Source organism: Stutzerimonas chloritidismutans AW-1, from assembly GCF_000495915.1.
Taxonomy (GTDB): Bacteria; Pseudomonadota; Gammaproteobacteria; order Pseudomonadales; family Pseudomonadaceae; genus Stutzerimonas; species Stutzerimonas chloritidismutans.
Map to the genome: position 1 here is coordinate 50,623 of NZ_AOFQ01000054.1, position 25,911 is coordinate 76,533.

Sequence of the window (25,911 nt, forward strand, 5' to 3'; positions counted from 1 at the left end):
TTGCAAGTTTCCCCCGGCTGCTGCGTGCATCTTGCAATCTCGCACAGGCATTGAATAAATATCACGACCAAACAAAAAGGGCCCGAAGGCCCCTTCTGTTCAACTGCCAGCTGTCAGACGCCAGAGGCTTCAGCGGCGGCAACGTCCTTGATGGAGAGCTTGATACGGCCGCGGTTGTCGACGTCCAGCACCAGCACCTTCACTTCCTGACCTTCTTTCAGCACATCGGTGACCTTCTCGATACGCTGATCGCTGATCTGCGAGATGTGCACCAGGCCATCCTTGCCCGGGAGGATGTTTACGAACGCGCCGAAGTCGACGATGCGCTCGATCTTGCCGACGTAGATCTTGCCGATTTCGGCTTCAGCGGTGATGCCCAGTACGCGCTGCTTGGCCGCCTCTGCGGCTTCCTTGGTTTCGCCGAAGATCTTGATCGAGCCATCGTCTTCGATGTCGATCGAGGCCTTGGTCTCTTCGCAGATAGCGCGAATGGTGGCGCCACCCTTGCCGATCACGTCACGGATCTTGTCCTGGTCGATCTTCATCGCCAGCATGGTCGGGGCATTGGCCGACAGCTCGCTGCGTGACTGGGCGATGACCTGGTTCATCTGGCCGAGAATGTTCAGGCGCGCTTCCAGGGCCTGGCCCAGAGCGATTTCCATGATCTCTTCGGTGATGCCCTGGATCTTGATGTCCATCTGCAGCGCGGTTACGCCTTTGGCGGTACCAGCAACCTTGAAGTCCATGTCGCCCAGGTGGTCCTCGTCACCGAGGATGTCGGTCAGAACGGCAAACTTCTCTCCTTCCTTGACCAGGCCCATGGCGATACCGGCTACCGGCGCCTTCATCGGCACGCCCGCATCCATCAGTGCCAGCGAGGCACCACAGACCGATGCCATGGAGCTGGAACCGTTAGACTCGGTGATCTCGGAAACCACACGGATGGTGTACGGGAATTCATCGGCGCTCGGCAGCATGGCGGCAACGCCACGACGGGCCAGGCGACCGTGGCCGATTTCGCGGCGACCGGTAGCGCCCATGCGACCACACTCACCGACCGAGTACGGCGGGAAGTTGTAGTGCAGCATGAAGGGGTCTTTCTTCTCGCCTTCCAGGGTGTCGAGCAGCTGCGCGTCACGGGCAGTGCCGAGGGTCGCAACGACCAGGGCCTGGGTCTCGCCACGGGTGAACAGTGCCGAACCGTGGGTCTTGTCGAGCACGCCGACTTCGATGTTCAGCCCGCGAACGGTACGGGTGTCGCGACCGTCGATGCGCGGCTTGCCATTGACGATGTTCTCGCGAACGGTGCGATATTCGATCTCACCGAAGGCATCCTTCACTTCGCCGGCAGACGGCTGGCCTTCTTCACCGGAGAACTTGGCAACGACCTGGTCCTTCAGCTCACCCAGGCGCGCGTAGCGGTCCTGCTTGATGGTGATGGTGTAGGCCTGGGAGATGGCTTCGCCGAACTCGGCACGGATGGCATCCAGCAACGCGGTGTTGGCCTGCGGAGCAACCCAGTCCCAACGCGGCTTGCCGGCTTCGGCGGCGAGCTCTTCGACAGCCTTGATCACGGCCTGGAACTCGTCATGGGCGAACAGCACGGCGCCCAGCATCTGGTCTTCGGTCAGCTCTTTGGCTTCCGACTCGACCATCAGTACGGCGTCCTTGGTGCCGGCCACGACCATGTCCAGGCTGGAAGCCTTGAGCTGCTCGTAGTTCGGGTTCAGCAGGTAGCCGGTTTCCGGATGGAAGGCCACGCGTGCCGCGCCGATCGGGCCGTCGAACGGAATACCGGAAACAGCCAGGGCGGCCGAAGTACCGATCATCGCGGCGATGTCCGGATCAGTCTTCTTGCTGGTGGAAACGACGGTACAGATGACCTGCACTTCGTTCTGGAAACCTTCCGGAAACAGCGGACGGATCGGACGATCGATCAGGCGAGAGGTCAGGGTTTCCTTCTCGGAAGGACGCGCCTCCCGCTTGAAGAAGCCGCCAGGGATCTTGCCGGCTGCGTAGGTCTTCTCCTGGTAATGCACGGAGAGCGGGAAGAACCCCTTGCTCGGATCGGCGGTCTTGGCACCAACCACGCTTACCAGCACGGTGACGTCGTCATCGACGGTGACCAGCACTGCGCCGGAGGCCTGGCGAGCGATACGACCCGTTTCCAGGGTTACGGTCGACTGACCGAATTGAAACTTCTTGATTACCGGATTCACGGTTTTTCCTTCTCTTTGTTGCCTTGGGGAAATTGGCAGAACGCCCGGGAGTCGGCCCGGAACGGCCTGCAAGAAAGCCAAAAGCTGGAAGACCGAAGCTGATCGAGGGGATATCCCACTTTCAACTTCAGGCTTCCAGCTTCCGGCTTCCAGCGCGGGCGCGTCTTAGCGACGCAGACCCAGACGACCGATCAGGGTGCTGTAACGAGTGGTGTCCTTACCCTTCAGGTAATCCAGCAGCTTGCGGCGCTGGTTAACCATGCGGATCAGACCACGACGCGAGTGGTGGTCTTTGCCGTTGGCCTTGAAGTGGTCCTGCAGCTTGTTGATGTTGGCGGTCAGCAGGGCTACCTGCACTTCCGGAGAACCGGTATCGCCTTCAGCTTGCTTGTACTCGTTAACGATCTGGGCTTTTTCTTCAACGCTCAGTGCCATGATAGGGCTCCTTGAGTGAACAGGCCGGGAATCATCCCGTGTTTAATAAAGAGAAATGACCGTGCCTGCTGACAGCCACCCTCTGACGCAACGCGCGAACGCGCCGCGTAACGGTCATTCCGACCGAATCAACCGACGTGGCGCGATGCGCCCGTCTTCGCTCACTTCACCGATGCCGATGAAGCGACCATTGTTATCCTTTACACGAACCATGCCGTACTTGGGAGCTTCTGGCGCCCGCACCGGTTGTCCATGCAGCCAGTAATAGGCACTGTGCTCGGACAGCTGCAACAACGGCCAATGCTCAAGCCCGCTGTCCACCGGCTGCAAGAGACTATCCAGCGCCTCGGCACCACCCTCACCATGCAACTGCTCAAGCGTTTCGAGCGTTACCGTCTGCGACAGGTCGAACGGCCCAGCCTGGGTTCGCCGCAGCTCGGCAACATGCGCACCACAGCCGAGCAACTGGCCGATGTCTTCGACCAAGGTGCGGATATAGGTGCCTTTGCTGCACGCAACGACCAGTCGCGCCTTGTCGCCGTCGAGCGAGAGCAACTCCAAGCGCGCAATATTAACAGAACGCGGCTCGCGCTCCACCACCTCTCCGGCACGCGCCAGTTTGTACAGCGGCTGGCCATCGCGCTTGAGTGCCGAATACATCGGCGGCACCTGCAGGATGTCACCGCGAAACTGCGGCAACAGCGCCTCCAACTGCTCGACGGTAACCGCTACCGGCTTGCGCTCCAGAACCTCGCCTTCGGCATCAGCAGTGGTCGTGGTGACCCCCAGCTGCATGACCGTCTCGTAGGCCTTGTCCGCGTCCAGAAGGTACTGCGAGAACTTGGTGGCCTCGCCAAAACACAGCGGCAACACACCAGTGGCAAGAGGGTCGAGACTTCCGGTATGCCCAGCTTTTTCCGCGTTGAGCAACCAACGGACCTTCTGCAACGCAGCATTGGAGGTGAACCCGCGCGGCTTGTCGAGCAGGATGATGCCATTGACGTTACGGCGTACACGCTTGACCTGTGCCACGCTTATTCTCCGCGCTCGTCGCTGTGCTTGCGATCTTCCGCCACTGCGCGCTCGATCAGCGAGCTCAACTCGACACCACGACGAATGCTGGCGTCGTAGTTGAAATGCAGTTGCGGAACAGTGCGCAGCTTCATGCTCTTGCCCAGCTGCATGCGCAGGAATCCGGCAGCGTCGTTAAGGATGCGCAGGTTGCCCTTGACCGCCTCCTGGTCGTCATCTTGCCCCATGATGGTGATGAAGATCTTCGCGTGGGAAAGATCACGACTGACGTCGACCGCAGTGATGGTGACCAGACCCAAACGCGGATCCTTGATCTCACGCTGAATGAGCAGCGCCAGTTCGCGCTGCATCTGATCGCCGATACGCTGGGTACGACTGAATTCTTTGGCCATAAATTTCCACCCGTTTAAAAGCCGAAAGCTGGAAGCTCGAAGCAGTAACCGCATTCAGGCGGCCACCGACTCCTTGCTTCCAGCTTTCAGATTGACGCTTGCTTACAGCGAACGCGCCACTTCGACCTTCTCGAACACTTCGATCTTGTCGCCGACCTTGACGTCGTTGTAGCTCTTCACGCCGATACCACACTCCATGCCGGCACGGACTTCCGCGACGTCATCCTTGAAGCGGCGCAGCGATTCCAGCTCGCCTTCGAAGATGACGACATCGTCGCGCAGGACGCGGATCGGGCGATTGCGATGCACCAAGCCCTCGGTGACCATGCAACCGGCGATGGCGCCGAACTTCGGCGAGCGGAACACGTCACGAACTTCGGCGATGCCGAGGATGTTCTCGCGAACGTCGCTGCCGAGCATACCGGTGAGCGCCTTCTTGACGTCCTCAATGATGTCGTAGATGACGTTGTAGTAGCGCATGTCCAGACCTTCGGCCTCGACGATCTTGCGCGCCCCCGCATCAGCTCGAACGTTGAAGCCGAACAGCACGGCGTTGGAGGCCAGTGCGAGGTTGGCATCGGATTCGGTGATACCACCGACACCGCCACCCACCACACGAACCTGCACTTCGTCGTTGCCCAGACCGTTGAGAGAGCCCTGCAGCGCTTCGAGCGAGCCGCGCACGTCTGCCTTGAGCACGATGTTGAGCGTCTTCTTCTCGTCCTGACCCATGGTCTCGAAGATGTTCTCCAGCTTGCCGGCATGGGCACGAGCCAGTTTCACTTCGCGGAACTTGCCCTGGCGGAACAACGCAACTTCACGAGCCTTCTTCTCGTCGGCCACAACGGTCAGGTCGTCACCGGCTTCCGGCGTACCATCCAGGCCGAGGATCTCGACCGGAATCGACGGGCCGGCTTCCTTAACAGGCTTGCCGTTCTCGTCGAGCATCGCACGAACGCGACCGAAGTTGACGCCACACAGGACCATGTCACCCTGACGCAGGGTACCGTCCTGAACCAGCACGGTGGCTACCGGACCCCGCCCCTTGTCAAGGCGCGACTCGACCACCACTCCGCGACCAGGCGCAGACGGCGTTGCCTTGAGCTCGAGGAGCTCGGCCTGCAGCAGAACGGCTTCGAGCAGTTCGTCGACGCCGGTACCCATCTTCGCGGAGACCGGAATGAACGGCGTGTCGCCGCCCCACTCTTCCGGAATCACGTCGAGCGCGCCCAGGCCGTTCTTGATGTTGTCCGGATTCGCATCCGGCTTGTCGATCTTGTTCACCGCGACCACGATCGGTACGCCGGCAGCCTTGGCGTGCTGGACGGCTTCCTGCGTCTGAGGCATCACGCCGTCATCCGCCGCGACCACCAGGATCACGATGTCGGTGGCCTTGGCACCACGAGCACGCATGGCGGTAAACGCCGCGTGACCTGGGGTGTCGAGGAAGGTGACCATGCCACGCTCGGTTTCGACGTGATAGGCACCGATATGCTGGGTGATACCACCAGCCTCGCCGACAGCCACCTTGGCGCGGCGAATGTAGTCGAGCAGCGAGGTCTTGCCATGGTCAACGTGACCCATCACGGTCACGACCGGCGCACGCGAGACCGACTCACCTTCGAACTTCAGCAGCTCGGCCAACTGCTCTTCCAGAGCGTTGTCGCTGACCAGCTTGACCTTGTGGCCCAGCTCTTCGGCAACCAGCTGAGCAGTTTCCTGATCCAGCACCTGGTTGATAGTGACGGGCGAGCCCATCTTGAACATGAACTTGATGACTTCGGCCGCTTTCACCGACATCTGCTGGGCCAGTTCGGCCACAGTGATGGTTTCGCCGATCGACACTTCGCGCACTACAGGTCCTGTTGGGCTCTGGAACCCATGCTGATTACGCTTCTTGAGCTTGGACTTGCCGCGGCCGCCGCGACGGAAACCATCGGCCTCGTCTTCACCGGTACGTACGGTACGCGCCAGCGGAGCCTTGGTCTTGAGCGAAGGACGATGCTGCGCATGCTTGCGATCACGACGCTCGTCGTCATCACTGCGTGGCTTCTCGACACGACGAGGCTCTTCCTTCTTACGCTCAGGCGCAGGAGCTACAGGCTCGACCGCAACCGGTGCAGGTTCGGCGCTCATCGCCGGCTCAACAGCTGCTGGCGTAGAGGCCTCGCCCTGAGGCTTGACCGACTCAGCCTGACGGCGTGCTTCTTCTTCGGCACGCTCGCGCGCGTCCTGCTCGGCCTTCAGGCGAGCAGCCTCTTCAGCCGCGCGCTGCTCCTCGGCTTCGCGACGCTGTTCGGCTTCGATTTCCTCGGCGCTGCGCTTGACGAAGGTCTTCTTCTTGCGCACTTCAACGCTGATGGTCTTGCTACCGCCAACCTTGAGTTTGGTAGTGGTCTTACGCTGCAAGGTGATCTTGCGCGGCTCGTCCACTTTCGCCCCGTGGCTGCTTTTCAAATGGGCCAACAGGGCCTGTTTCTCGTTATCGGTCACTACTTGCTCGGCGCTGGTGTGCGACAGTCCTGCCTCACGCATCTGCTGAAGCAGTCGCTCGACCGGTGTGGCGACCACCTGGGCCAGTTCTTTCACCGTGACTTGCGTCATGCATTTCTCTCCTCAGGCCGCTAATTACTTACTCGAACCAATGGGCTCGGGCGGCCATGATCAGCTTGCCGGCACGCTCTTCATCGATGCCGTCTATGTCGAGCAGGTCGTCTATAGACTGCTCGGCCAGGTCTTCGCGGGTGATGACGCCCCGCACGGCCAACTCGACCGCCAGTTCTTTATCCATGCCATCGAGTGCCAGCAGATCTTCAGCCGGCTGAGCATCCGCAAGCTTCTCCTCGTTGGCGATGGCCTTGGTCAGCAGGCGATCTTTGGCCCGCGTACGCAGCTCATTGACGATGTCTTCGTCGAAGCCTTCGATGCCAAGCATTTCCTCCATGGGGACATAGGCAATCTCTTCGAGGGAGGTAAAGCCCTCTTCCACCAGCACCTGTGCAAGTTCCTCATCAACGTCCAACTCATCAATGAAGTTGCGCAGGATGTCACCGGTTTCTTCCTGCTGCTTGGCCTGGATGTCCGCTTCAGTCATGACGTTGAGCGTCCAACCACTAAGCTGACTGGCCAGACGCACATTCTGACCGCCACGGCCGATCGCCTGCGCCAGATTGTCTTCGGCAACCGCGATATCCATGGCGTGAGCGTCTTCGTCGACGATGATCGCGGCCACTTCAGCCGGAGCCATCGCATTGATGACAAACTGAGCCGGGTTCTCATCCCACAGGACGATATCGACGCGCTCGCCGCCGATTTCGCCAGAGACGGCCTGAACCCGCGAACCGCGCATGCCGATGCAGGCGCCCTGCGGATCGATGCGCTTGTCCTTGGAGCGGACGGCGATCTTGGCCCGCGAACCAGGATCACGCGACGCACCCATGACCTCAATGAGGCCTTCGGCGATTTCTGGCACTTCGATGCGGAACAGCTCGATCAGCATCTGCGGCGCAGTACGCGACAGAATCAACTGCGGGCCGCGGTTCTCAGTGCGAATTTCCTTGAGCAGTGCGCGAACACGGGCACCGACGCGGAAGGTTTCACGCGCAATAATGTCTTCGCGAGCCAGCAACGCTTCGGCGTTATTGCCGAGGTCGACGATAACGCTATCGCGGGTCACTTTCTTGACCGTGCCGGAGATGATCTCACCCAGACGATCACGATAGGCTTCTACCACCTGCGCACGCTCGGCCTCGCGCACTTTCTGCACGATGACCTGCTTGGCGGTCTGCGCCGCAATACGGCCGAACTCGATGGACTCGATTTTCTCTTCGAACACATCACCAAGCTTGGCGTCGGGATTACGCGCCTGAGCCTGATCGAGCGCCAGCTGATGGGCTGGATCATCGAAATGCTCATCGTCGACCACGGTCCAGCGACGGAACGTTTCGTAACTGCCGTTCTGGCGATTGATTTCTACACGCAGATCAACTTCGTCTTCGTAACGCTTCTTGGTAGCCGTGGCCAAGGCCAGCTCCAGCGCTTCGAAAATCACACTTGCCGGTACGCCCTTTTCATTGGACACCGACTCCACAACCAGCAGTACTTCTTTGCTCATCGTACGCCTCGCCTTTCGCAATCCATTGGGGTCCGCGGGAACCGTTCTCAGTCAAAACGGGGAATGATGTTGGCCTTATCGATCATGTCGATCGGCAGCAGGTATTCATGGTCGTCCACCTGCACCACGACATCCTGCTCTTCCACCCCACGGAGAAGACCCTGGAAATTGCGCCTGCCCTCGAAGGGCGAGCGCAGCTTTATTTTTACCTGATCACCGATATGGGCCGTGTACTGTTCGATCGTGAACAGCGGCCGATCCATGCCAGGAGAAGAAACCTCAAGGGTGTAGTCCACGCTGATTGGATCTTCCACATCGAGCACACCGCTCAATTGACGACTGACCTTCTCGCAATCGTCGATGAGGATGCCATCGGCATGGTCGATATAGACACGCAACAGTGAATGCCGCCCCTGGGAAATGAACTCAATACCCCAGCACTGATAGCCAAGCGCCTCAACCACCGGGGCCAACAAGGCCTGCAACTGTTCTAGCTTGCTCGACATCGAAGTCCCTCGCGCATGCTGTACAAATGAAAAATGGGCGAAACGCCCATCCCTTTGACCGCCTGTAAATGCCGGCGACCTGGCCTCAAGCTAATAAAAAGCCCCTGTACAGGGGCTCTTTATTGACTGGTTGCGGGGGCTGGATTTGAACCAACGACCTTCGGGTTATGAGCCCGACGAGCTACCAGACTGCTCCACCCCGCGTCAAACTGGGCACGAATTATACGACCCATGCCTAATACAGGTCAACCGAAACCCTTAAACACAAGAAAGCCCGCACTAGGCGGGCCTGCTTGTTTGGTACCGAGGAGGGGACTCGAACCCCTACAGCCTATGGCCACTACCACCTCAAGGTAGCGTGTCTACCAATTCCACCACCTCGGCAAAAACCTTATTGCCCTTCCTCCACCTCAGGGAGATCACCAGCAGCGTCCGCCGACTTGCGCTGCTCGAGCACAGGGACGTCTTCGACTGCTGGCTTGCTGGCCGGCACTTCCAGCACAGCTGGATCCGGCAGCCCCGCCTGGGACAACTGATCAGCCTGCTGTTTCGCGAAGAACGCCAAACCCAGACTGGTCACGAAAAAAACGCCGGCGAGTATAGCAGTAAGCCGACTCAAAAAGGTAGCAGAACCTTGGCTTCCGAAAACAGTTGCCGAAGCACCCGAACCGAACGAAGCACCAGCATCTGCACCCTTGCCCTGCTGCAGCAGTACCAGCGCAACAACACCTAGAGCAACCAGCAGATGCACCACAATCACGACAGTCTGCAACATCTGTTCAGTTCCCCGCGGCGCGACAGATCGCACCAAATTCATCCGCTTTCAGAGAGGCTCCACCAACCAACCCCCCGTCAATATCCGCCATTGCGAATAGCTCAGCGGCATTCTCCGCCTTGACGCTGCCGCCGTACAGAAGCCTTACGCCTTCAGCGATGCGGCCATCATGACGCGACAACTGCTCTCGAATGGCAGCATGTACTTCCTGCGCCTGCTCAGGCGTTGCGGTCAAGCCACTACCAATCGCCCAAACAGGCTCGTAAGCAATAACCGCCGACTCGAATGCGGCGACACCACGGTCATCCAGCACTCGCGCCAACTGTCGCCCAACCACTTCGAGCGTCTTGCCTGCCCGTCGCTCTTCAAGCGTCTCACCCAAGCACAACACAGGCTTAAGACCACCCACCTGCGCTGCCGAAAACTTGCGACTGACCACTTCGTCCGTCTCACCCAACAACAGGCGACGTTCTGAGTGACCAACCAGAACCCACTTACAACCGAAATCAGCGAACTGCTCAGCCGAAACCTCACCGGTCAGCGCCCCGAAGCCATTCTGCGCCGCACAATCCTGGGTACCGACGGCAACATGCTCACCATCAACACCATCCAGAACCTGAGAGACATGCACAGCGGAGGGAAACACCGCAATCTCGACATCCGCAGGCAAAACCTGCATCCGGAGAGACTCGACAAGCTCTGCGACGCTAGCGCGGGTACCGTTCATTTTCCAGTTACCAGCTACCATGGGGCGACGCATGCTTTACCTCATCGGTCAAAGTGGGCGCAGATGTTACTCAACAGCAAACGCCCTGGCAAGCGCGATTACGCACAAACTTCGGTAACGATCTTCGCCAGCTCCTCAGCCATGCCACGCACCTGACTTTCGTCATCGCCTTCAACCATGACACGCACCAGCGGCTCGGTCCCGGACTTGCGCAAAAGCACGCGGCCACGACCACCCATGCGCTCGGTAACACTGTCGCAAGCAGCTTGCACGCTAGGATGCGAAATTGGATCGCGCTCGCCAGAAAAGCGCACGTTGATCAGCACCTGAGGGCACTTGTGCCAAGCCAGTCGCTCCTGCGCGAGCGTCTGGCCGCGCCGACGAAGCGCCAGCACCACCTGCAACGCCGCGATGATCGCATCGCCCGTGGTGGTGTGCTGCGCACAGACTATATGCCCGGAGTTTTCACCACCCAGTGCCCAGCCACGCTCAAGCATCTCCGCGATCACGTAGCGATCTCCCACCTTGGCGCGGGTGAACGGTATCTCCCGCGCTTTCAAGGCAAGCTCAAGCCCCAGGTTACTCATCAGCGTGCCGACAACGCCGCCAGCCAACCGATCTCGCTCCTGCAAATCAGTCGCAATGATGTAAAGCAGTTCGTCGCCATCCACGACCGCACCGGTGTGGTCGACCATCATCACCCTGTCACCGTCGCCATCGAAGGCTATGCCCAGATCCGCGCCATGATCGACAACCGCCTTCTGCAGCTGCCCGACATGAGTGGAGCCGACATCGGCATTGATGTTCAGACCGTCCGGCTGCGCACCTATAACCACCACCTCGGCGCCCAGCTCACGGAACACGCTGGGTGCAACCTTGTAAGTCGCGCCATGCGCGCAGTCGATCACCAGCTTCAACCCGGAGAAATCAGTGCTGGTTGGCACGCTGCTCTTGCAGAACTCGATATAACGGCCAGCCGCGTCATTGATGCGGGATGCCTTGCCAAGCTGTGCCGAGTCGACCACGGTCATCGGCGCATCGATCAACTCCTCGATCATCAGCTCCACTTCATCAGGAAGCTTGGTGCCGCGACCGGAAAAGAACTTGATTCCGTTATCGTGATGCGGATTGTGCGAAGCGCTGATCACAATACCCGCCTCAGCATGGAAGGTACGCGTCAGATAGGCGACTGCGGGCGTCGGCATAGGCCCAAGCAACAGTACGTCCGCGCCAGCCGCCGACAAGCCCGCCTGCAATGCTGACTCGAACATGTAGCCCGAAATACGCGTGTCCTTTCCGATCAGAATCCGGCACTTTCCCTGCTTGCGAAAGGCCATGCCAGCCGCCCAACCCAGCTTGAGCATGAAGTCCGGGGTGATCGGAGCCTGTCCGACATGCCCACGGATGCCATCGGTACCGAAGTATTTTCTAGTCATGGTGCCTTCCCTATTGCGCCGCCTGCACTGCAGCAATCATTCGAACTACATCAACCGTCTCGGCAACGTCATGGACGCGCACAATTTGCGCGCCCTGGCCTACGGCGAGCGCCGCCAAAGCCAGACTGCCGTACAAGCGCTCATCAACTGGCCGACCCAGCACGGCCCCGATCATGCTCTTGCGTGAGACACCGACCAGCAATGGCCGACCCAGCCGATGCAATACCTCCATACGCCTGAACAGCACAAGATTATGGTTCAGCGTCTTGGCGAAGCCGAAGCCGGGATCAAGGACGATGCGATCGAGCGGGATTCCCGCCGCAGCACACGCACCCATTCGCTGCTCAAGAAACGAACAAACCTCCTCCACAATGTCGTCGTAGCGGGGATCCCTCTGCATATCACCTGGCTCGCCGCGCATGTGCATGAGGCAGACCGGCAGGCCAGCATCAGCCGCGGCATCCAGCGCACCGTCGCGCTGCAGCGAGCGCACATCGTTGATCAGCCCAGCGCCCAGCCGCGCACACTCGCGGATGACTGCGGGCGTGGACGTATCCACCGAAACGACCACGTCGAGCTCCCGTGCGATCATCTCTACGACCGGTGCGACCCGCTCCAGCTCCTCGGTCGGCGAGACGGCGCGCGCGCCAGGGCGCGTAGACTCGCCACCAACATCGATCAGCGTAGCCCCAGCCACGGCCATTGCTTCGGCATGCCGCAGGGCTGCCTCGCGCTCGGCAAAGCGACCACCATCAGAGAAAGAATCGGGTGTGACATTGAGAATCCCCATCACATGAGGACGGGAAAGATCGAGAACCCGGCTGCCACATACCAGCCGAGCGGGGGAAAGAGATTCGGTCATTTACGAGCCTTGAGCTTTCAGGCCGGACACCCTGAACAGGCGCCCCCACACCAACTGCACCACCATGGCGCAGCGGGCTGGACAATTTACACCAGAAGGGGCGCCTATGCGCCCCTTCTGGTGTCTCCGATTTTCACGCGCCCGATGCAGCCATCGGCTTGCGCATGCCGTCAATGCTCGCCGGCAGGACCACCGATCGGGGTTTGCGGGCGACTATCATCCGGCATGACTGGCGTACCGGACGCGCCCGAGCCGCCTTCCCAATCACGCGGCTCTCGAGGTGTGCGCCCAGCCATGATGTCGTCGATCTGCGGCGCATCGATGGTCTCGTACTTCATCAAGGCTTCGGCCATCACATCCAGCTTGTCGCGATTATCGGTCAAGATCTGCTTGGCCGTTCCGTAGCAGTGGTCGATGATGCTGCGGACCTCTTCATCGATCAGCCGCGCGGTTTCACCGGATACATTGGAATGCTGGCTGCCGGCACTGCGACCGAGAAACACCTCGCCTTCTTCTTCGGCATACATCAACGGGCCAAGCTTCTCCGACAAGCCCCACTTGGTCACCATGTTTCGCGCCAACTGCGTGGCGCGCATGATGTCGTTCGACGCACCCGTGGTGACACCCTCGAAGCCCAGCGTCATCTCTTCCGCAATCCGCCCTCCGAACAAAGAACAGATCTGGCTGATCAGCGCGCGCTTCGACAGGCTGTAACGATCTTCCTCTGGCAGGAACATGGTGACGCCTAGCGCCCGACCACGAGGAATGATGGAGACCTTGTAAACGGGATCATGCTCGGGGACCACGCGCCCAACGATGGCATGACCTGCTTCGTGGTAAGCGGTGTTGAGCTTCTCCTTTTCGGACATGACCATGGACTTGCGCTCGGCGCCCATCATGATCTTGTCCTTGGCCAGCTCGAACTCACGCATTTCGACGATGCGCTTATTGGAACGCGCAGCAAACAGCGAAGCCTCGTTGACCAGGTTGGCGAGATCCGCACCGGAGAAACCCGGCGTCCCACGCGCAATTACAGCGGGCTCAACGTTCTCACTGATCGGCACCTTGCGCATGTGCACCTTCAGGATCTGCTCGCGACCGCGAATGTCCGGCAGGCCGACCACCACCTGACGGTCGAAACGCCCTGGACGAAGAAGCGCAGGATCGAGCACATCGGGACGGTTGGTCGCCGCAATGACGATGATCCCGTCGTTCATCTCGAAACCGTCCATCTCCACCAGCAACTGGTTCAGGGTCTGCTCGCGCTCATCGTGCCCACCACCGAGACCTGCGCCACGATGACGACCAACTGCATCGATCTCGTCGATAAAGATGATGCACGGCGCGTGCTTCTTCGCCTGCTCGAACATGTCGCGGACACGACTGGCACCGACACCGACGAACATCTCGACGAAATCCGAACCGGAAATGGTGAAGAACGGCACCTTGGCTTCACCTGCAATCGCCTTGGCCAGCAGCGTCTTACCAGTGCCGGGCGGGCCGACCATCAGCACACCACGCGGAATGCGACCGCCAAGACGTTGAAACTTGCCAGGATCACGCAGGAACTCGACCAGCTCGTGGACTTCTTCCTTCGCCTCATCGCAGCCGGCGACGTCAGCAAAGGTCGTCTTGACCTGATCTTCGGAAAGCAGGCGCGCCTTGCTCTTGCCGAAACTCATCGGCCCACCCTTGCCACCCGCACCGCCCTGCATCTGCCGCATGAAAAACATGAATACAGCGATGATCACCAGAATCGGGAAGCTGGCAACGAGAAGCTGGGTCCAGATACTTTGCTGCTCAGGCTGCTTGCCCTCGATCAGCACGTTGTTGTCGAGCAGATCGCCGATCAGACCATTGTCCTGAATCGCCGGGCGAATGGTCTTGAAGGTATCGCCTTCGCTGCGCTTGCCGATGATCACGAAACCATCGACCGTCACACGCTCGACGCGCCCTTCCTTGACCTGCTCGAGGAAGTCGGAATAGCTCAGCGTCTGCGGCTCGCTGGGGCTGGAAAAGTTGTTCATCACCGTGACCAGGACGGCGGCGATGATCAGCCACAGAATCAGGTTTTTTGCCATGTCGTTCAAATTAACTACCCTCTGGAGCAAACCCGTTGTCTGCGGGCCGCATGACGGCCGGTTGGTTGCTCGGCCTAACTTACTACACAACGTACTGGAACTGGCAGCCGGTCTGTAACCCTATGAAACAGCCTAGCCCTTGTAACACCGAGCCGTCCATTCAACTGAAGCCTGCACGATAGACCACAAGATATGGCATTTTGCACCGAGCGCTATTCGCTACATTTTTTGAAGCAGCGCGCCCCGCGACGCAACTCTGCAACCCATATTGGGGCCGTATGGACAATCACAAGGCCGGCATGATTTTTCGTCAGCTGATATCTGACGCGTATCCAGAGACATTCGACGCACGATCCCAGCCACCGAAGAAGAACTTTTTGTCGGTACGGACGGACACAGCATGCCCCAAGCTGACGCCTCATCTGTGCGGTCATGCACCTCTCGGTTACACTAGCCGCCGTTTCCAAGGTTCTGACGCAAGGGTCGACATATGCCGCTCACCAACGAGCAAAAGAAGCAGTACAAATCCATCGGCCACCATCTGAAACCGGTCCTGATCGTAGCCGAGAACGGACTGACCGAGGGCGTTCAAGCCGAACTCGAGCGGGCCCTGAACGACCATGAGCTGATCAAGATCCAGTTCCGCCTCGCAGAGCGTGAAGACCGCCGCGCACTGATGGAAGAACTGTGCAAGCTCGGCAAGTGCGAGCTGGTACAGGCCATCGGCAAGATGGCCCTGGTGTACCGCAAGAATCCGAAGCCGAACAAGCAGCTTTCGAATATTCACCGCTTCCAGGCCTGAGATCGTGCGCGGCAGACTCAATCTGCCGCGCGCTCAGTACTCGCGTCCCGGAGCGGGCTGCAAGACCAGCATCAGGCCACACAGCGCCATCACCAGAAAGCTGAAGCTGGCCCAGTAGAGCGAGTCGAACCAGCCCGCCCGCATCAACAACTGGCTGCCCGCGAGCATCATTACTGTCAGCAAAAGCTGGCCGCGAACGTCACGCCACAAGCCGCGCAGCCCCATCACCTGAACCAAGACCAGCGCCTGCAGCGCGCTACAGAATGCGGCAAAGCCGACCAGCAGCGGCTTCAGGCTGCCAGCGATCTCATCGACCAATAAAGGTGCCAGCCCGACGCGCCCAAGGGCAGGCAAGACCAGAAATTGCAGCAGCCACAAGCCGCCGACCCAGAATGTCTGGGCCAGCTGCCAGGTGATGATGCCAGCCCGCGCCGGCTGTCGGTCAGACGTGGCGGACTTCGACAATCTCGTACTCGATCAACCCACTGGGCGTTTTGACGGCTACGACATCACCTTCTTCCTTGCCGATCAATGCGCGGGCAATCGGCGAACTGACCGACAGCTTGCCCTGCTTGATGTCAGCTTCATCGTCGCCGACGATCTGGTAGGTCACCTGCTCGTCGGTCTCGACGTTGGCGATATCCACGGTGGTGCCGAAGATCACCTTGCCAGTCGGCGTGATGTTGGCGATATCGATAACCTGCGCGTTCTGCAGTCGACCCTCGATGTCGCGGATACGCGCCTCAACCATGCCCTGCTGCTCACGCGCGGCATGATACTCGGCGTTCTCCTTGAGATCGCCCAGTTCGCGCGCCTCGGCGATCGCCTGGGTGATCTGCGGACGCAAAACGGTCTTCAGATGCTTGAGTTCGTCTTCCAGGGCGCGAGCGCCCTGGATGGTCATTGGGAATTTTGTCATGCCTTGATTCCTGCATGGAGATCCTGCAAGCGGCGCACAGTCTTCTCGGGACCGAACTTGAGCGCCTCACAGATTGCCTGGCCACCCGCGATAGTGGTGGTGATGCAGATCTTGTGCTGCAGGGCGTTGCGCCGAATGGAATACGAATCGGCGATGGACTGGCGGCCTTCGGTAGTGTTGATGACCAATGTGACTTCGTCATTCTTGATCATGTCGACCACGTGAGGACGGCCTTCGGTCACCTTGTTCACACGGCGCACCGGCAGTCCGGCCGCCTCGATGATCCGCGCGGTGCCGGCGGTGGCCACCACCTCGAAACCGAGCCCGACCAGATCACGAGCGACCTGCTCGACGTAAGGCTTGTCGTCTTCGCGCACGCTGAGGAACGCGCAACCCGAGGTCGGCAGGATTTCGCTAGCGCCCAGCTGGGCCTTGGCAAAGGCTTCGGCGAAGCTGTCGCCTACGCCCATCACCTCACCGGTGGACTTCATCTCCGGACCGAGGATGGTATCGACGCCGGGGAACTTGGCGAACGGGAATACCGCTTCCTTGACGCTGTAGTAGGTCGGGATGATTTCGCGAGTGAAGCCGATTTCCTTCAGTGTCTTGCCAGCCATCACGCGCACCGCAACCTTGGCCAACGACTCGCCAATGCACTTGGAAACGAACGGCACCGTACGCGAAGCACGCGGGTTGACCTCGAGCACGTAGATATCTTCGCCCTGCACGGCCATCTGTACGTTCATCAGGCCTATCACGTCGAGCTCCAGGGCCATCTTGCGCACCTGGTCACGAATCTCGTCCTGAATATGCTGCGGCAGCGAGTAGGCCGGAAGCGAGCAGGCCGAGTCACCGGAGTGAACACCGGCCTGCTCGATGTGCTGCATGATGCCGCCGATGACGACGTCAGTACCGTCGCAGACCGCGTCGATATCCACTTCGATGGCGCAGTTGAGGAAGTGATCCAGCAGCACCGGGCTGTCGTTGGACACCTGAACCGCCTCACGCATATAGCGCTTGAGTTCCTCTTCCTCGTAGACGATCTCCATCGCCCGGCCGCCCAGCACGTAGGACGGGCGCACCACCAGCGGGTAGCCGATCGCCTTGGACGCAGCGATGGCTTCCTCCTCACTACGCGCCGTGGCGTTCTGCGGCTGACGCAGATTCAGACGCTGCACCATCTGCTGGAAGCGTTCACGGTCTTCGGCGCGGTCGATCGCATCCGGACTGGTGCCGATGATCGGTACACCCGCCTCTTCCAACGCACGGCAGATCTTCAGCGGGGTCTGCCCGCCATACTGCACAATCACGCCCTTGGGCTGCTCGACACGGACGATTTCCAGCACGTCTTCCAGGGTTACCGGCTCGAAGTACAGGCGGTCGGACGTGTCGTAGTCGGTGGAGACGGTTTCCGGATTGCAGTTGACCATGATGGTCTCGTAGCCGTCTTCGCGCATCGCCAGCGCGGCGTGCACACAGCAGTAGTCGAACTCGATGCCCTGTCCGATACGGTTGGGGCCGCCACCCAGGATCATGATCTTGTCGCGGCTCGACGGGTTGGCCTCGCACTCTTCCTCGTAGGTCGAATACATGTAGGCCGTGTCGGTAGCGAACTCGGCGGCGCAGGTGTCGACGCGCTTGTAGACCGGCAGCACCTTGAGCTTGTGACGGTGGCTGCGCAGGTTCTTCTCGGTGACGCCCAACAGCTTGGCCAGACGCGCGTCGGAAAAACCCTTGCGCTTGAGCTTGTACATCATGTCGCGGTCGATGCTGGACAGGCCCAGCGTCTTGACGTGCTCCTCGTCCTTGACCAGATCCTCGATCTGCACCAGGAACCACTCGTCAATCCGGGTCAGCTCGAACACCTCGGCAACAGTCTTGCCGGCACGGAAGGCGTCGGCGACATACCAGATGCGATCAGCGCCCGGCACCGTCAGTTCGCGTTTGAGGGTGCTCTCGGCCTCGGCGTCAGCCAGATTCAGTTTCGGATCGAAACCGGTTGCGCCGACTTCCAGGCCACGCAGCGCTTTCTGCATGGATTCTTGGAAGGTGCGACCGATCGCCATGACCTCACCGACCGACTTCATCTGAGTAGTCAGGCGCGCGTCGGCCTTGGGGAATTTCTCGAAGGCAAAGCGCGGCACCTTGGTCACGACGTAGTCGATGGCCGGCTCGAAAGAGGCAGGCGTGCGACCGCCAGTGATGTCGTTCTGCAGTTCGTCGAGGGTGTAACCGACGGCCAGCTTGGCGGCGATCTTGGCGATCGGGAAGCCTGTGGCCTTGGACGCCAGCGCCGAGGAACGCGACACCCGCGGGTTCATCTCGATCACCACCATGCGGCCGGTATCTGGACAAATGCCGAACTGCACGTTGGAGCCACCAGTTTCCACGCCGATCTCGCGCAGCACCGCCAGCGAGGCATTACGCAGGATCTGGTATTCCTTGTCAGTCAGGGTCTGCGCCGGCGCGACGGTGATCGAGTCGCCGGTGTGCACGCCCATCGGATCGAAGTTCTCGATGGAGCAGACGATGATGCAGTTGTCCTTCTTGTCGCGGACCACCTCCATCTCGTATTCCTTCCAACCGATCAGCGACTCGTCGATCAGCAGCTCACTGGTCGGCGAAAGGTCCAGACCGCGGGCGCAGATCTCTTCGAACTCTTCACGGTTATAGGCGATGCCGCCACCGGTGCCACCCATGGTGAACGACGGGCGAATGATGCAGGGGAAGCCGACCTTGTCGAGCACGCCGTAGGCTTCTTCCATGTTATGCGCGATGCCGGATACCGGACAGGCAAGACCGATGTCCTTCATCGCCTTGTCGAAGCGCGAACGGTCTTCGGCCTTGTCGATGGTGTCGGCGTTGGCACCGATCATCTCGACGCCGAACTTCTCCAGAATGCCGTGCTTTTCCAGGTCCAGCGCGCAGTTCAGCGCGGTCTGGCCACCCATGGTCGGCAGCAGTGCATCCGGACGCTCCTTCTCGATGATCTTGGCCACGGTGGCCCATTTGATCGGCTCGATGTAGGTGGCGTCAGCCATGGCCGGGTCGGTCATGATGGTCGCCGGGTTGGAATTCACCAGGATGACGCGGAAGCCTTCCTCCTTCAGCGCCTTGCAGGCCTGAGCGCCGGAGTAATCGAACTCGCACGCCTGGCCGATGACGATGGGGCCGGCGCCGAGGATGAGGATGCTTTTGATATCTGTACGTTTTGGCATTTTCGTTACTCGAATCCTTAGGTCAGTCGGCGAGTCATCTTGAGAGTTACTGCGCGCCGCCTGGGCTGCGTTGCGCGGTACTCACTTCCTCGCCGTACTACCTGTACTGTCTCGTCGTTGCGTTCCAGGCGCCTCGCCCAGACCGCGCTCGCTACACTCTCAAGACGACTCGTTACTGTCGTTTGGCCATGGCTTCGATGAAACGGTCGAACAGCGGCGCGACGTCATGCGGCCCCGGGCTCGCTTCGGGGTGACCCTGGAAGCTGAAGGCAACCTTGTCGGTGCGCTCGATGCCCTGCAGGGTGCCATCGAACAGCGACTTGTGTGTCGCACGCACATTGGCCGGCAGACTAGCTTCGTCCACGGCAAAGCCATGGTTCTGACTGGTGATCATCACCACACCGGTCTTCAGATCCTGAACCGGGTGGTTCGCACCGTGGTGGCCGTTGGGCATCTTCACGGTCGTGGCGCCGGAGGCGAGCGCCAGCAACTGGTGACCAAGGCAGATGCCGAACACCGGGATGTCGGTTTCGAGCACTTGCTGGATCGCCTTGATCGCGTAGTCGCAAGGCTCGGGGTCACCCGGGCCGTTGGCCAGGAAGATACCGTCCGGGTTCAGCGCCAGGGCTTCGCTGGCAGGCGTCTGTGCCGGAAGCACGGTGACGCGGCAACCGCGGGCGACCAGCATGCGCAGGATGTTGTACTTCACGCCGTAATCAAAGGCGACGACATGGTAGGACAGCTCGCTGGCGGGAATCTCGGCATGGCCGTCATCCTTCAGGCACCAGACACTGGAGCGCCACTCGTAACGCTCCTTGACGCTGACTTCCTTCGCCAGATCCATGCCCTTGAGGCCGGGGAAGCTGCGCGCCAGCTCCAGCGCTTTCTCTTCTGTCGCGTCGCTACCAGCCAGGATGCAGCCGTTCTGCGCACCCTTCTCACGCAGGATACGGGTCAGGCGACGAGTATCGATGCCGGCGATGGCAACGGTGCCATTGGCCTTGAGGTAGTCAGGCAGGGGTTGCTTGTCGCGCCAGTTGCTGGAAATCAGCGGCAGGTCGCGAATAACCAGACCCGCAGCCCAGACTTTCCAGGACTCGGCATCCTCCGGCGTAGTACCAGTGTTGCCGACATGAGGATAGGTCAGGGTTACGATCTGCTTGGCGTAGGAAGGATCGGTGAGGATTTCCTGATAGCCGGTCATGGCGGTGTTGAACACCACCTCACCAATGGTTTGCCCATCGGCGCCGATGGATTCGCCGCGAAAGATGCTGCCATCGGCAAGAGCCAGAATGGCTGGCGTAAGGGCTGGCTTAGTCAAGAGACCTCCCGTAGATCAAGGCTGGAGCAGACGCAGATTGTAAAAAAGCGGGATGACGTGTGAAGGTCATCCCGCTTTTTGTTTGATTCATTTCTGCGCAACTTTTAGTGGACACACTAAAGCGGGAAGCTTACATAAAACCGCCTTTCGGGTCCAGCCAAAATAGCCGGCAAACGCACTCGAACGGGGCGCGACGCTGCCAGCCGACGCAGCGAATCATTTCAGACCGAGCACATCCTGCATGTCGTAAAGACCTGCCGGCTTCTCGTCCAACCATAGCGCGGCACGCACGGCGCCCTTGGCGAAGGTCATGCGGCTGGAGGCCTTGTGGGTGATTTCCACACGCTCACCATCGGCGGCGAACAACACTGTGTGATCACCGACCACGTCGCCGGCACGGACGGTAGCGAAGCCGATGGTGTCGCGCTGACGCGCACCGGTTTGCCCCTCACGCCCATATACCGCAACCTTCTGAAGGTCACGCCCAAGCGCCTCGGCGACGACTTCACCCATGCGCAGCGCGGTACCAGAAGGTGCGTCCACCTTGTGCCGGTGATGCGCTTCGATGATCTCGATATCCACGTCGTCACCTAATACCCGCGCTGCCGTATCCAGCAGCTTGAGGCACAGATTGACGCCAACACTGAAGTTGGCGGCAAAGACGATCGGGATGTCCCTGGCCGCCGCAACGAGACGCTCCTTCTCGTCAGGCGAGAATCCGGTGGTACCGATCACCATCGCCTTGCCGGCGCGCCGGCAGACTTCCAGATTCTTCAGGGTCACCGAAGGATGGGTGAAATCGATCAGCACGTCGAACTCATCGATGGCCCTGACGAGCTCACCGGTCAGCGGCACACCCAGACGACCGATGGCTGCCAGCTCGCCGGCATCGGCACCCACCAGAGTGCTGTCCGGACGATCGATGGCCGCCGTCAGGCCGGCGGCACCACTGGTCTGCTGCACCGCCTCGATCAAGGTCTTGCCCATACGCCCGGCGGCGCCGGTCACTGCAATACGTCGCATCAATTCAGCTCCAGGCTGCAGGCTTCAAGCGAAGGACGCAGGCACGAAGCCTGTCATCCTCCACCCATAGGCCCTTGTCATACATCACCGAAAAAGCGCTTCACACCTTCGAACCAGCCACTGGCCTTGGGGGAATGCGAGGTGTCACCCTGCAGCGTGCCGCGAAACTCCTCGAGCATCTCACGCTGACGCTTGCTCAGGTTGACCGGCGTCTCCACCGCGACCCGACACAGCAGATCGCCCGCCGCACCACCGCGCACCGGCGCGACCCCCTTGCCACGCAAGCGGAACTGCTTGCCGGTCTGGGTACCCTCAGGAATCTTCAGCTTGACGCGGCCATCCAGCGTCGGCACTTCCAGCTCACCGCCCAGTGCCGCATCGGCAAAGCTGATCGGCACTTCGCAATACAAATGTTTGCCATCGCGCTGGAAGATCGCGTGCTCGCGCACATTGACCACCACATACAGGTCGCCGGCCGGGCCACCCTGAGTGCCCGCCTCGCCTTCGCCAGACAGACGAATGCGATCACCGGTATCGACACCCGGCGGCACCTTGACCGAGAGCGTCTTCTGCTCCTCCACGCGCCCCTGCCCATGGCAGCTGCCGCACGGATCGGAAATCATCTTGCCGCTGCCGTGGCAACGAGGACAGGTCTGCTGCACCGAGAAGAAGCCCTGCTGCATGCGCACCTGACCGATACCGCCACAGGTGGTACAGGTCACCGGACTGGTGCCCTTCTTCGCACCGGAGCCATCACAGGTCTTGCACTCGACCAGGGTCGGCACGCGAATGGTCACGGTGGTGCCGCGCACTGCCTCTTCCAGGTCGAGTTCGAGCGTGTAGCGCAGATCGCTGCCACGCTGTGCGCCACCACGGCCGCCGCCGCGGCCGCCACTGAAGAAATCGCTGAACACGTCGCCGAAGATATCGGAGAAGTTCGCACCACCGTAACCGGCACCGGCTGCCCCAGCACCCATCTGCGGATCGACCCCAGCATGGCCGTACTGATCGTAGGCAGCACGTTTGCTCGGATCGGAGAGTACTTCGTAGGCCTCATTGGCCTCCTTGAAGGCGTCTTCAGCCGCCTTGTCCCCCGGATTGCGGTCCGGGTGATGCTTCATCGCAAGGCGCCGGTAAGCCTTTTTCAGCTCTGCCTCGCTGACGCCGCGCTCGACGCCCAGCACCTCGTAAAAATCGCGTTTGGCCATAACTATCCTGAACCCTCAAATTCATGCCTTCCAGACACGCCGACGCGGGAGCAAGCCCCCGCGCAGCGGTCGGGCCCGCCCGAACGATGTCGGGACGGGCTGGAGCGGAAGCAAGCCAGGGCTTACTTGTTGTCCTTGACCTCTTCGAACTCGGCGTCGACTACGTCGTCACCCGGCTTGCCCTGCTCATCGGCCGACTGACCTTCACCAGCCTGAGCCTGCTCGGCGTACATCTTCTGCGCGACCGGCGTGGAAGCCTGGGAAACCGCAGCGATCTTGGCTTCGATCTCGGCCTTGTCGTCGCCTTTGATGGCCACTTCCAGCTCGCCAAGCGCTTTCTCGATTGCCGCTTTGTCGTCGTCGCTGGCCTTGTCGCCGGCCTCAACGAGCATCTTGCGGGTCGCATGCACCAGCTGATCGCCCTGGTTGCGCGCAGTCGCCAACTCCTCGAACTTGCGGTCTTCCTCGGCATTCGCCTCGGCATCGCGGACCATCTGCTCGATTTCCTCCTCGGACAGACCCGAGTTGGCCTTGATCACGATGGATTGCTGCTTGCCAGTGGCCTTGTCCTTGGCAGACACGTGCAGGATGCCGTTGGCGTCGATGTCGAAGGTGACCTCGATCTGCGGCATGCCACGCGGTGCCGGCGGGATCTCGGCCAGGTCGAAGCGACCCAGCGACTTGTTCTGCGTAGCCTGCTTGCGCTCGCCCTGCAGCACATGAATGGTCACGGCGCTCTGGTTATCGTCCGCAGTGGAGAACACCTGCGACTTCTTGGTCGGGATGGTGGTGTTCTTCTCGATCAGCGGCGTCATCACGCCACCCAGGGTTTCGATGCCCAGGGTAAGCGGCGATACGTCGAGCAACAGCACGTCCTTGACGTCACCGGCCAGGACCGCGCCCTGAATGGCAGCACCCATGGCCACGGCTTCATCCGGGTTGACGTCCTTACGTGCTTCCTTGCCGAAGAACTCGGCGACTTTCTGCTGCACCAGCGGCATACGGGTCTGACCACCGACCAAGATCACGTCGTCGATCTTCGAAACGTCAACGCCGGCATCCTTCAGCGCAATGCGGCAAGGCTCGATGGTGCGCTGCACCAGATCCTCGACCAGCGCTTCCAGCTTGGCCCGGGAGATCTTCACGTTCAGGTGCTTAGGACCGGTCGAGTCTGCGGTGATGTATGGCAGGTTGACGTCGGTCTGCTGACTGGAGGACAGCTCGATCTTGGCCTTCTCTGCTGCTTCCTTCAGGCGCTGCATCGCCAGCGGATCACCCTTGAGGTTCATGCCGGTTTCTTTCTTGAACTCGTCGACGAGGTAGTCGATCAGGCGGATGTCGAAGTCCTCACCACCGAGGAAGGTGTCACCGTTGGTGGCCAATACTTCGAATTGATGCTCGCCATCGACTTCGGCGATCTCGATCACCGAAACATCGAAGGTACCGCCACCCAGGTCATAGACGATCACGGTGTGGTCGCCCTTGGCCTTGTCCATACCGTATGCCAGCGCAGCCGCGGTCGGCTCGTTGATGATGCGCTTGACGTCCAGACCGGCGATACGACCGGCATCCTTGGTGGCCTGACGCTGGCTGTCGTTGAAGTAGGCCGGAACGGTGATCACCGCCTCGGTCACCGGCTCACCGAGGTAGTCCTCGGCGGTCTTCTTCATCTTCTTCAGGATTTCAGCGGAGATCTGCGGCGGCGCCATTTTCTGGCCATTCACCTCGACCCAGGCGTCGCTGTTGTCGGCCTTGACGATCTTGTAAGGGACCATCTGAATGTCTTTCTGCACGACGTCTTCGTCAAAGCGACGACCGATCAGACGCTTCACCGCATACAGGGTGTTGTGCGGGTTGGTCACTGCCTGGCGCTTGGCCGACTGACCAACCAGGATTTCGCCGTCGTTCGCGTACGCGATGATCGACGGAGTGGTACGGCCGCCTTCGGCATTTTCAATTACCTTGGCCTTGCCGTTTTCCAGAATCGAGACGCAGGAGTTGGTGGTTCCCAGGTCGATACCGATGATCTTGCCCATTTAATTCGCTCTCCAAATTTCGATTGGTCCGCGCCTGTTTTACCGGCTGCGGGTAACACAAAAACGCTTGGCTACCAGATGGGGGTCGGCAACCGGATTTCAAGCCTTCTCATCAATCGAAGGCGGCACATCGGCGGGGGGGGGGGGGGGGGGGGCGCGCCTTGCTGACGACGACCATCGCCGGACGCAGCAGGCGACCGTTGAGCAGGTAACCTTTCTGGAACACCTTGAGCACGCTGCCCGGCTCGACGTGGGTGCTTTCTTCCATGGCCATGGCCTGATGATGCTCAGGATTGAACGGCTCGCCATGCGGATCGAGCTGCTCGAGCTGGTGACGCGCCAGCGTGTCCTGAAGCAGCTTGAGGGTCAGCTCGACGCCCTCACGCATGGGCTTGACCGCTTCGTCATCAGCACTGGACAGCTCAAGGCCACGCTCGAGACTGTCGGCAACGGCAAGCAGATCACCGGCAAACTTTTCCAGGGCGAACTTGTGCGCCTTTTCCACATCCTGCTCGGCGCGCCGGCGGATGTTCTGCAGCTCAGCCGCAACGCGCAGTGACTGGTCCTGCGCAGCGGCCAGCTGCTCTTCCAGCGACTGCACGCGGGCGGCCAGATCCTCGGCTACGTCCGCTTCCGAATGCTCGGGCGCTTCCGGGTTCTGGTTATCCAGGTTCTGCTCGTCGGCCATAGGTCCTCCTCTCTATACGATCAGCGGGCAGCAAACCCGCGCTTGTGCCGCTATATGGGGGCGCGAAAAACAGGCTTCAAGGGCGGAAAGCGAAGAGCGCCCAGCGAAATGACGAGC

Annotated in this window: 21 protein-coding genes and 2 tRNA genes; 1 reads left to right on the top strand and 22 read right to left on the bottom strand. The window is 60.4% G+C overall.

The features are described from left to right. Positions 1-113 precede the first annotated feature (113 nt). The 14 genes from pnp to ftsH all read right to left on the bottom strand — a co-directional run bounded on the left by pnp (position 114) and on the right by ftsH (position 14,579). On the bottom strand, positions 114-2,219 hold the full coding sequence (gene pnp / locus F753_RS41620) for a polyribonucleotide nucleotidyltransferase (RefSeq protein ID WP_023446157.1): 2,106 nt from the start codon (positions 2,217-2,219) through the stop codon (positions 114-116). A gap of 165 nt (positions 2,220-2,384) precedes the next feature. Further along, positions 2,385-2,654: a 30S ribosomal protein S15 gene (rpsO, locus tag F753_RS41625; RefSeq protein WP_003293213.1), complete on the bottom strand. Its 270-nt coding sequence runs from the start codon at positions 2,652-2,654 to the stop codon at positions 2,385-2,387. A gap of 114 nt (positions 2,655-2,768) precedes the next feature. After that, complete coding sequence (gene truB / locus F753_RS41630) at positions 2,769-3,686, bottom strand: tRNA pseudouridine(55) synthase TruB (RefSeq protein WP_023446158.1); 918 nt, start codon at positions 3,684-3,686, stop codon at positions 2,769-2,771. A gap of 2 nt (positions 3,687-3,688) precedes the next feature. Continuing rightward, on the bottom strand, positions 3,689-4,078 hold the full coding sequence (gene rbfA, locus F753_RS41635) for a 30S ribosome-binding factor RbfA (protein WP_003280893.1): 390 nt from the start codon (positions 4,076-4,078) through the stop codon (positions 3,689-3,691). Positions 4,079-4,180: 102 nt separating this feature from the next. Beyond that, positions 4,181-6,682 carry a translation initiation factor IF-2 gene (gene infB, locus F753_RS41640; RefSeq protein ID WP_023446159.1) on the bottom strand — a complete coding sequence of 834 codons (2,502 nt, stop codon included), beginning with the start codon at positions 6,680-6,682 and terminating at the stop codon, positions 4,181-4,183. Between the two features lie 28 nt (positions 6,683-6,710). Continuing rightward, positions 6,711-8,192, bottom strand: coding sequence for a transcription termination factor NusA (nusA, locus tag F753_RS41645; RefSeq protein WP_023446160.1), 1,482 nt, complete (start codon positions 8,190-8,192; stop codon positions 6,711-6,713). 47 nt (positions 8,193-8,239) lie between these two features. After that, positions 8,240-8,698, bottom strand: a complete 459-nt coding sequence (gene rimP, locus F753_RS41650) for a ribosome maturation factor RimP (protein WP_023446161.1) — start codon at positions 8,696-8,698, stop codon at positions 8,240-8,242. Between the two features lie 127 nt (positions 8,699-8,825). After that, a tRNA-Met gene (locus F753_RS41655) sits at positions 8,826-8,902 on the bottom strand. A 94-nt stretch (positions 8,903-8,996) separates the two neighbouring features. Further along, positions 8,997-9,082, bottom strand: a tRNA-Leu gene (locus F753_RS41660). Between the two features lie 7 nt (positions 9,083-9,089). Beyond that, a complete protein-coding gene (secG, locus tag F753_RS41665; protein WP_014819235.1) occupies positions 9,090-9,473 on the bottom strand; it encodes a preprotein translocase subunit SecG in 384 nt (127 codons plus the stop codon). A 4-nt stretch (positions 9,474-9,477) separates the two neighbouring features. Beyond that, positions 9,478-10,233, bottom strand: a complete 756-nt coding sequence (gene tpiA, locus F753_RS41670; protein ID WP_023446162.1) for a triose-phosphate isomerase — start codon at positions 10,231-10,233, stop codon at positions 9,478-9,480. A gap of 65 nt (positions 10,234-10,298) precedes the next feature. Then, on the bottom strand, positions 10,299-11,636 hold the full coding sequence (gene glmM, locus F753_RS41675; RefSeq protein WP_023446163.1) for a phosphoglucosamine mutase: 1,338 nt from the start codon (positions 11,634-11,636) through the stop codon (positions 10,299-10,301). A 10-nt stretch (positions 11,637-11,646) separates the two neighbouring features. Next, the gene (gene folP / locus F753_RS41680) at positions 11,647-12,498 is read right to left on the bottom strand and encodes a dihydropteroate synthase (RefSeq protein ID WP_031298081.1); all 852 of its coding nucleotides are present in this window, start codon (positions 12,496-12,498) and stop codon (positions 11,647-11,649) included. A gap of 170 nt (positions 12,499-12,668) precedes the next feature. After that, positions 12,669-14,579 (bottom strand): ATP-dependent zinc metalloprotease FtsH, encoded by a 1,911-nt coding sequence (gene ftsH, locus F753_RS41685; protein ID WP_023446165.1) that lies wholly within the window; start codon positions 14,577-14,579, stop codon positions 12,669-12,671. Between the two features lie 490 nt (positions 14,580-15,069). On the opposite strand from ftsH, the gene F753_RS41690 reads away from it, so the two are divergent. After that, positions 15,070-15,381: a YhbY family RNA-binding protein gene (locus tag F753_RS41690; protein ID WP_023446166.1), complete on the top strand. Its 312-nt coding sequence runs from the start codon at positions 15,070-15,072 to the stop codon at positions 15,379-15,381. Between the two features lie 33 nt (positions 15,382-15,414). Here the strand turns inward: F753_RS41690 and F753_RS41695 are convergent, their stop codons facing one another. The 8 genes from F753_RS41695 to grpE form a co-directional block, all read right to left on the bottom strand. Continuing rightward, positions 15,415-15,846, bottom strand: a complete 432-nt coding sequence (locus F753_RS41695; protein ID WP_014819229.1) for a hypothetical protein — start codon at positions 15,844-15,846, stop codon at positions 15,415-15,417. After that, entirely contained in the window at positions 15,824-16,300 is a 477-nt protein-coding gene (gene greA, locus F753_RS41700; protein WP_014819228.1) for a transcription elongation factor GreA, read from the bottom strand. Before greA ends, F753_RS41695 begins: the two co-directional genes overlap by 23 nt. Continuing rightward, positions 16,297-19,518, bottom strand: coding sequence for a carbamoyl-phosphate synthase large subunit (gene carB, locus F753_RS41705; RefSeq protein WP_023446168.1), 3,222 nt, complete (start codon positions 19,516-19,518; stop codon positions 16,297-16,299). The genes greA and carB overlap by 4 nt, the downstream gene beginning before the upstream one ends. A 172-nt stretch (positions 19,519-19,690) precedes the next feature. Further along, positions 19,691-20,839, bottom strand: coding sequence for a glutamine-hydrolyzing carbamoyl-phosphate synthase small subunit (gene carA / locus F753_RS41710; RefSeq protein WP_023446169.1), 1,149 nt, complete (start codon positions 20,837-20,839; stop codon positions 19,691-19,693). 216 nt (positions 20,840-21,055) lie between these two features. After that, the gene (dapB, locus tag F753_RS41715; protein WP_014819225.1) at positions 21,056-21,862 is read right to left on the bottom strand and encodes a 4-hydroxy-tetrahydrodipicolinate reductase; all 807 of its coding nucleotides are present in this window, start codon (positions 21,860-21,862) and stop codon (positions 21,056-21,058) included. A 77-nt stretch (positions 21,863-21,939) separates the two neighbouring features. Further along, the gene (gene dnaJ, locus F753_RS41720) at positions 21,940-23,070 is read right to left on the bottom strand and encodes a molecular chaperone DnaJ (RefSeq protein WP_003280872.1); all 1,131 of its coding nucleotides are present in this window, start codon (positions 23,068-23,070) and stop codon (positions 21,940-21,942) included. A 122-nt stretch (positions 23,071-23,192) separates the two neighbouring features. Beyond that, entirely contained in the window at positions 23,193-25,106 is a 1,914-nt protein-coding gene (dnaK, locus tag F753_RS41725; protein ID WP_023446170.1) for a molecular chaperone DnaK, read from the bottom strand. Positions 25,107-25,218: 112 nt separating this feature from the next. Next, the gene (gene grpE, locus F753_RS41730; RefSeq protein ID WP_023446171.1) at positions 25,219-25,794 is read right to left on the bottom strand and encodes a nucleotide exchange factor GrpE; all 576 of its coding nucleotides are present in this window, start codon (positions 25,792-25,794) and stop codon (positions 25,219-25,221) included. Positions 25,795-25,911: the final 117 nt, after the last annotated feature.

Excerpts from the sequence above, each read along its gene's own strand:
- rpsO (WP_003293213.1), bottom strand. The coding sequence starts at position 2,654 with ATGGCACTGAGCGTTGAAGAAAAAGCCCAGATCGTTAACGAGTACAAG.
- rbfA (WP_003280893.1), bottom strand. The coding sequence starts at position 4,078 with ATGGCCAAAGAATTCAGTCGTACCCAGCGTATCGGCGATCAGATGCAG.
- infB (WP_023446159.1), bottom strand. The coding sequence starts at position 6,682 with ATGACGCAAGTCACGGTGAAAGAACTGGCCCAGGTGGTCGCCACACCG.
- nusA (WP_023446160.1), bottom strand. The coding sequence starts at position 8,192 with ATGAGCAAAGAAGTACTGCTGGTTGTGGAGTCGGTGTCCAATGAAAAG.
- rimP (WP_023446161.1), bottom strand. The coding sequence starts at position 8,698 with ATGTCGAGCAAGCTAGAACAGTTGCAGGCCTTGTTGGCCCCGGTGGTT.
- secG (WP_014819235.1), bottom strand. The coding sequence starts at position 9,473 with ATGTTGCAGACTGTCGTGATTGTGGTGCATCTGCTGGTTGCTCTAGGT.
- tpiA (WP_023446162.1), bottom strand. The coding sequence starts at position 10,233 with ATGCGTCGCCCCATGGTAGCTGGTAACTGGAAAATGAACGGTACCCGC.
- glmM (WP_023446163.1), bottom strand. The coding sequence starts at position 11,636 with ATGACTAGAAAATACTTCGGTACCGATGGCATCCGTGGGCATGTCGGA.
- folP (WP_031298081.1), bottom strand. The coding sequence starts at position 12,498 with ATGACCGAATCTCTTTCCCCCGCTCGGCTGGTATGTGGCAGCCGGGTT.
- ftsH (WP_023446165.1), bottom strand. The coding sequence starts at position 14,579 with ATGGCAAAAAACCTGATTCTGTGGCTGATCATCGCCGCCGTCCTGGTC.
- F753_RS41690 (WP_023446166.1), top strand. The coding sequence starts at position 15,070 with ATGCCGCTCACCAACGAGCAAAAGAAGCAGTACAAATCCATCGGCCAC.
- greA (WP_014819228.1), bottom strand. The coding sequence starts at position 16,300 with ATGACAAAATTCCCAATGACCATCCAGGGCGCTCGCGCCCTGGAAGAC.
- carB (WP_023446168.1), bottom strand. The coding sequence starts at position 19,518 with ATGCCAAAACGTACAGATATCAAAAGCATCCTCATCCTCGGCGCCGGC.
- dapB (WP_014819225.1), bottom strand. The coding sequence starts at position 21,862 with ATGCGACGTATTGCAGTGACCGGCGCCGCCGGGCGTATGGGCAAGACC.
- dnaJ (WP_003280872.1), bottom strand. The coding sequence starts at position 23,070 with ATGGCCAAACGCGATTTTTACGAGGTGCTGGGCGTCGAGCGCGGCGTC.
- dnaK (WP_023446170.1), bottom strand. The coding sequence starts at position 25,106 with ATGGGCAAGATCATCGGTATCGACCTGGGAACCACCAACTCCTGCGTC.
- grpE (WP_023446171.1), bottom strand. The coding sequence starts at position 25,794 with ATGGCCGACGAGCAGAACCTGGATAACCAGAACCCGGAAGCGCCCGAG.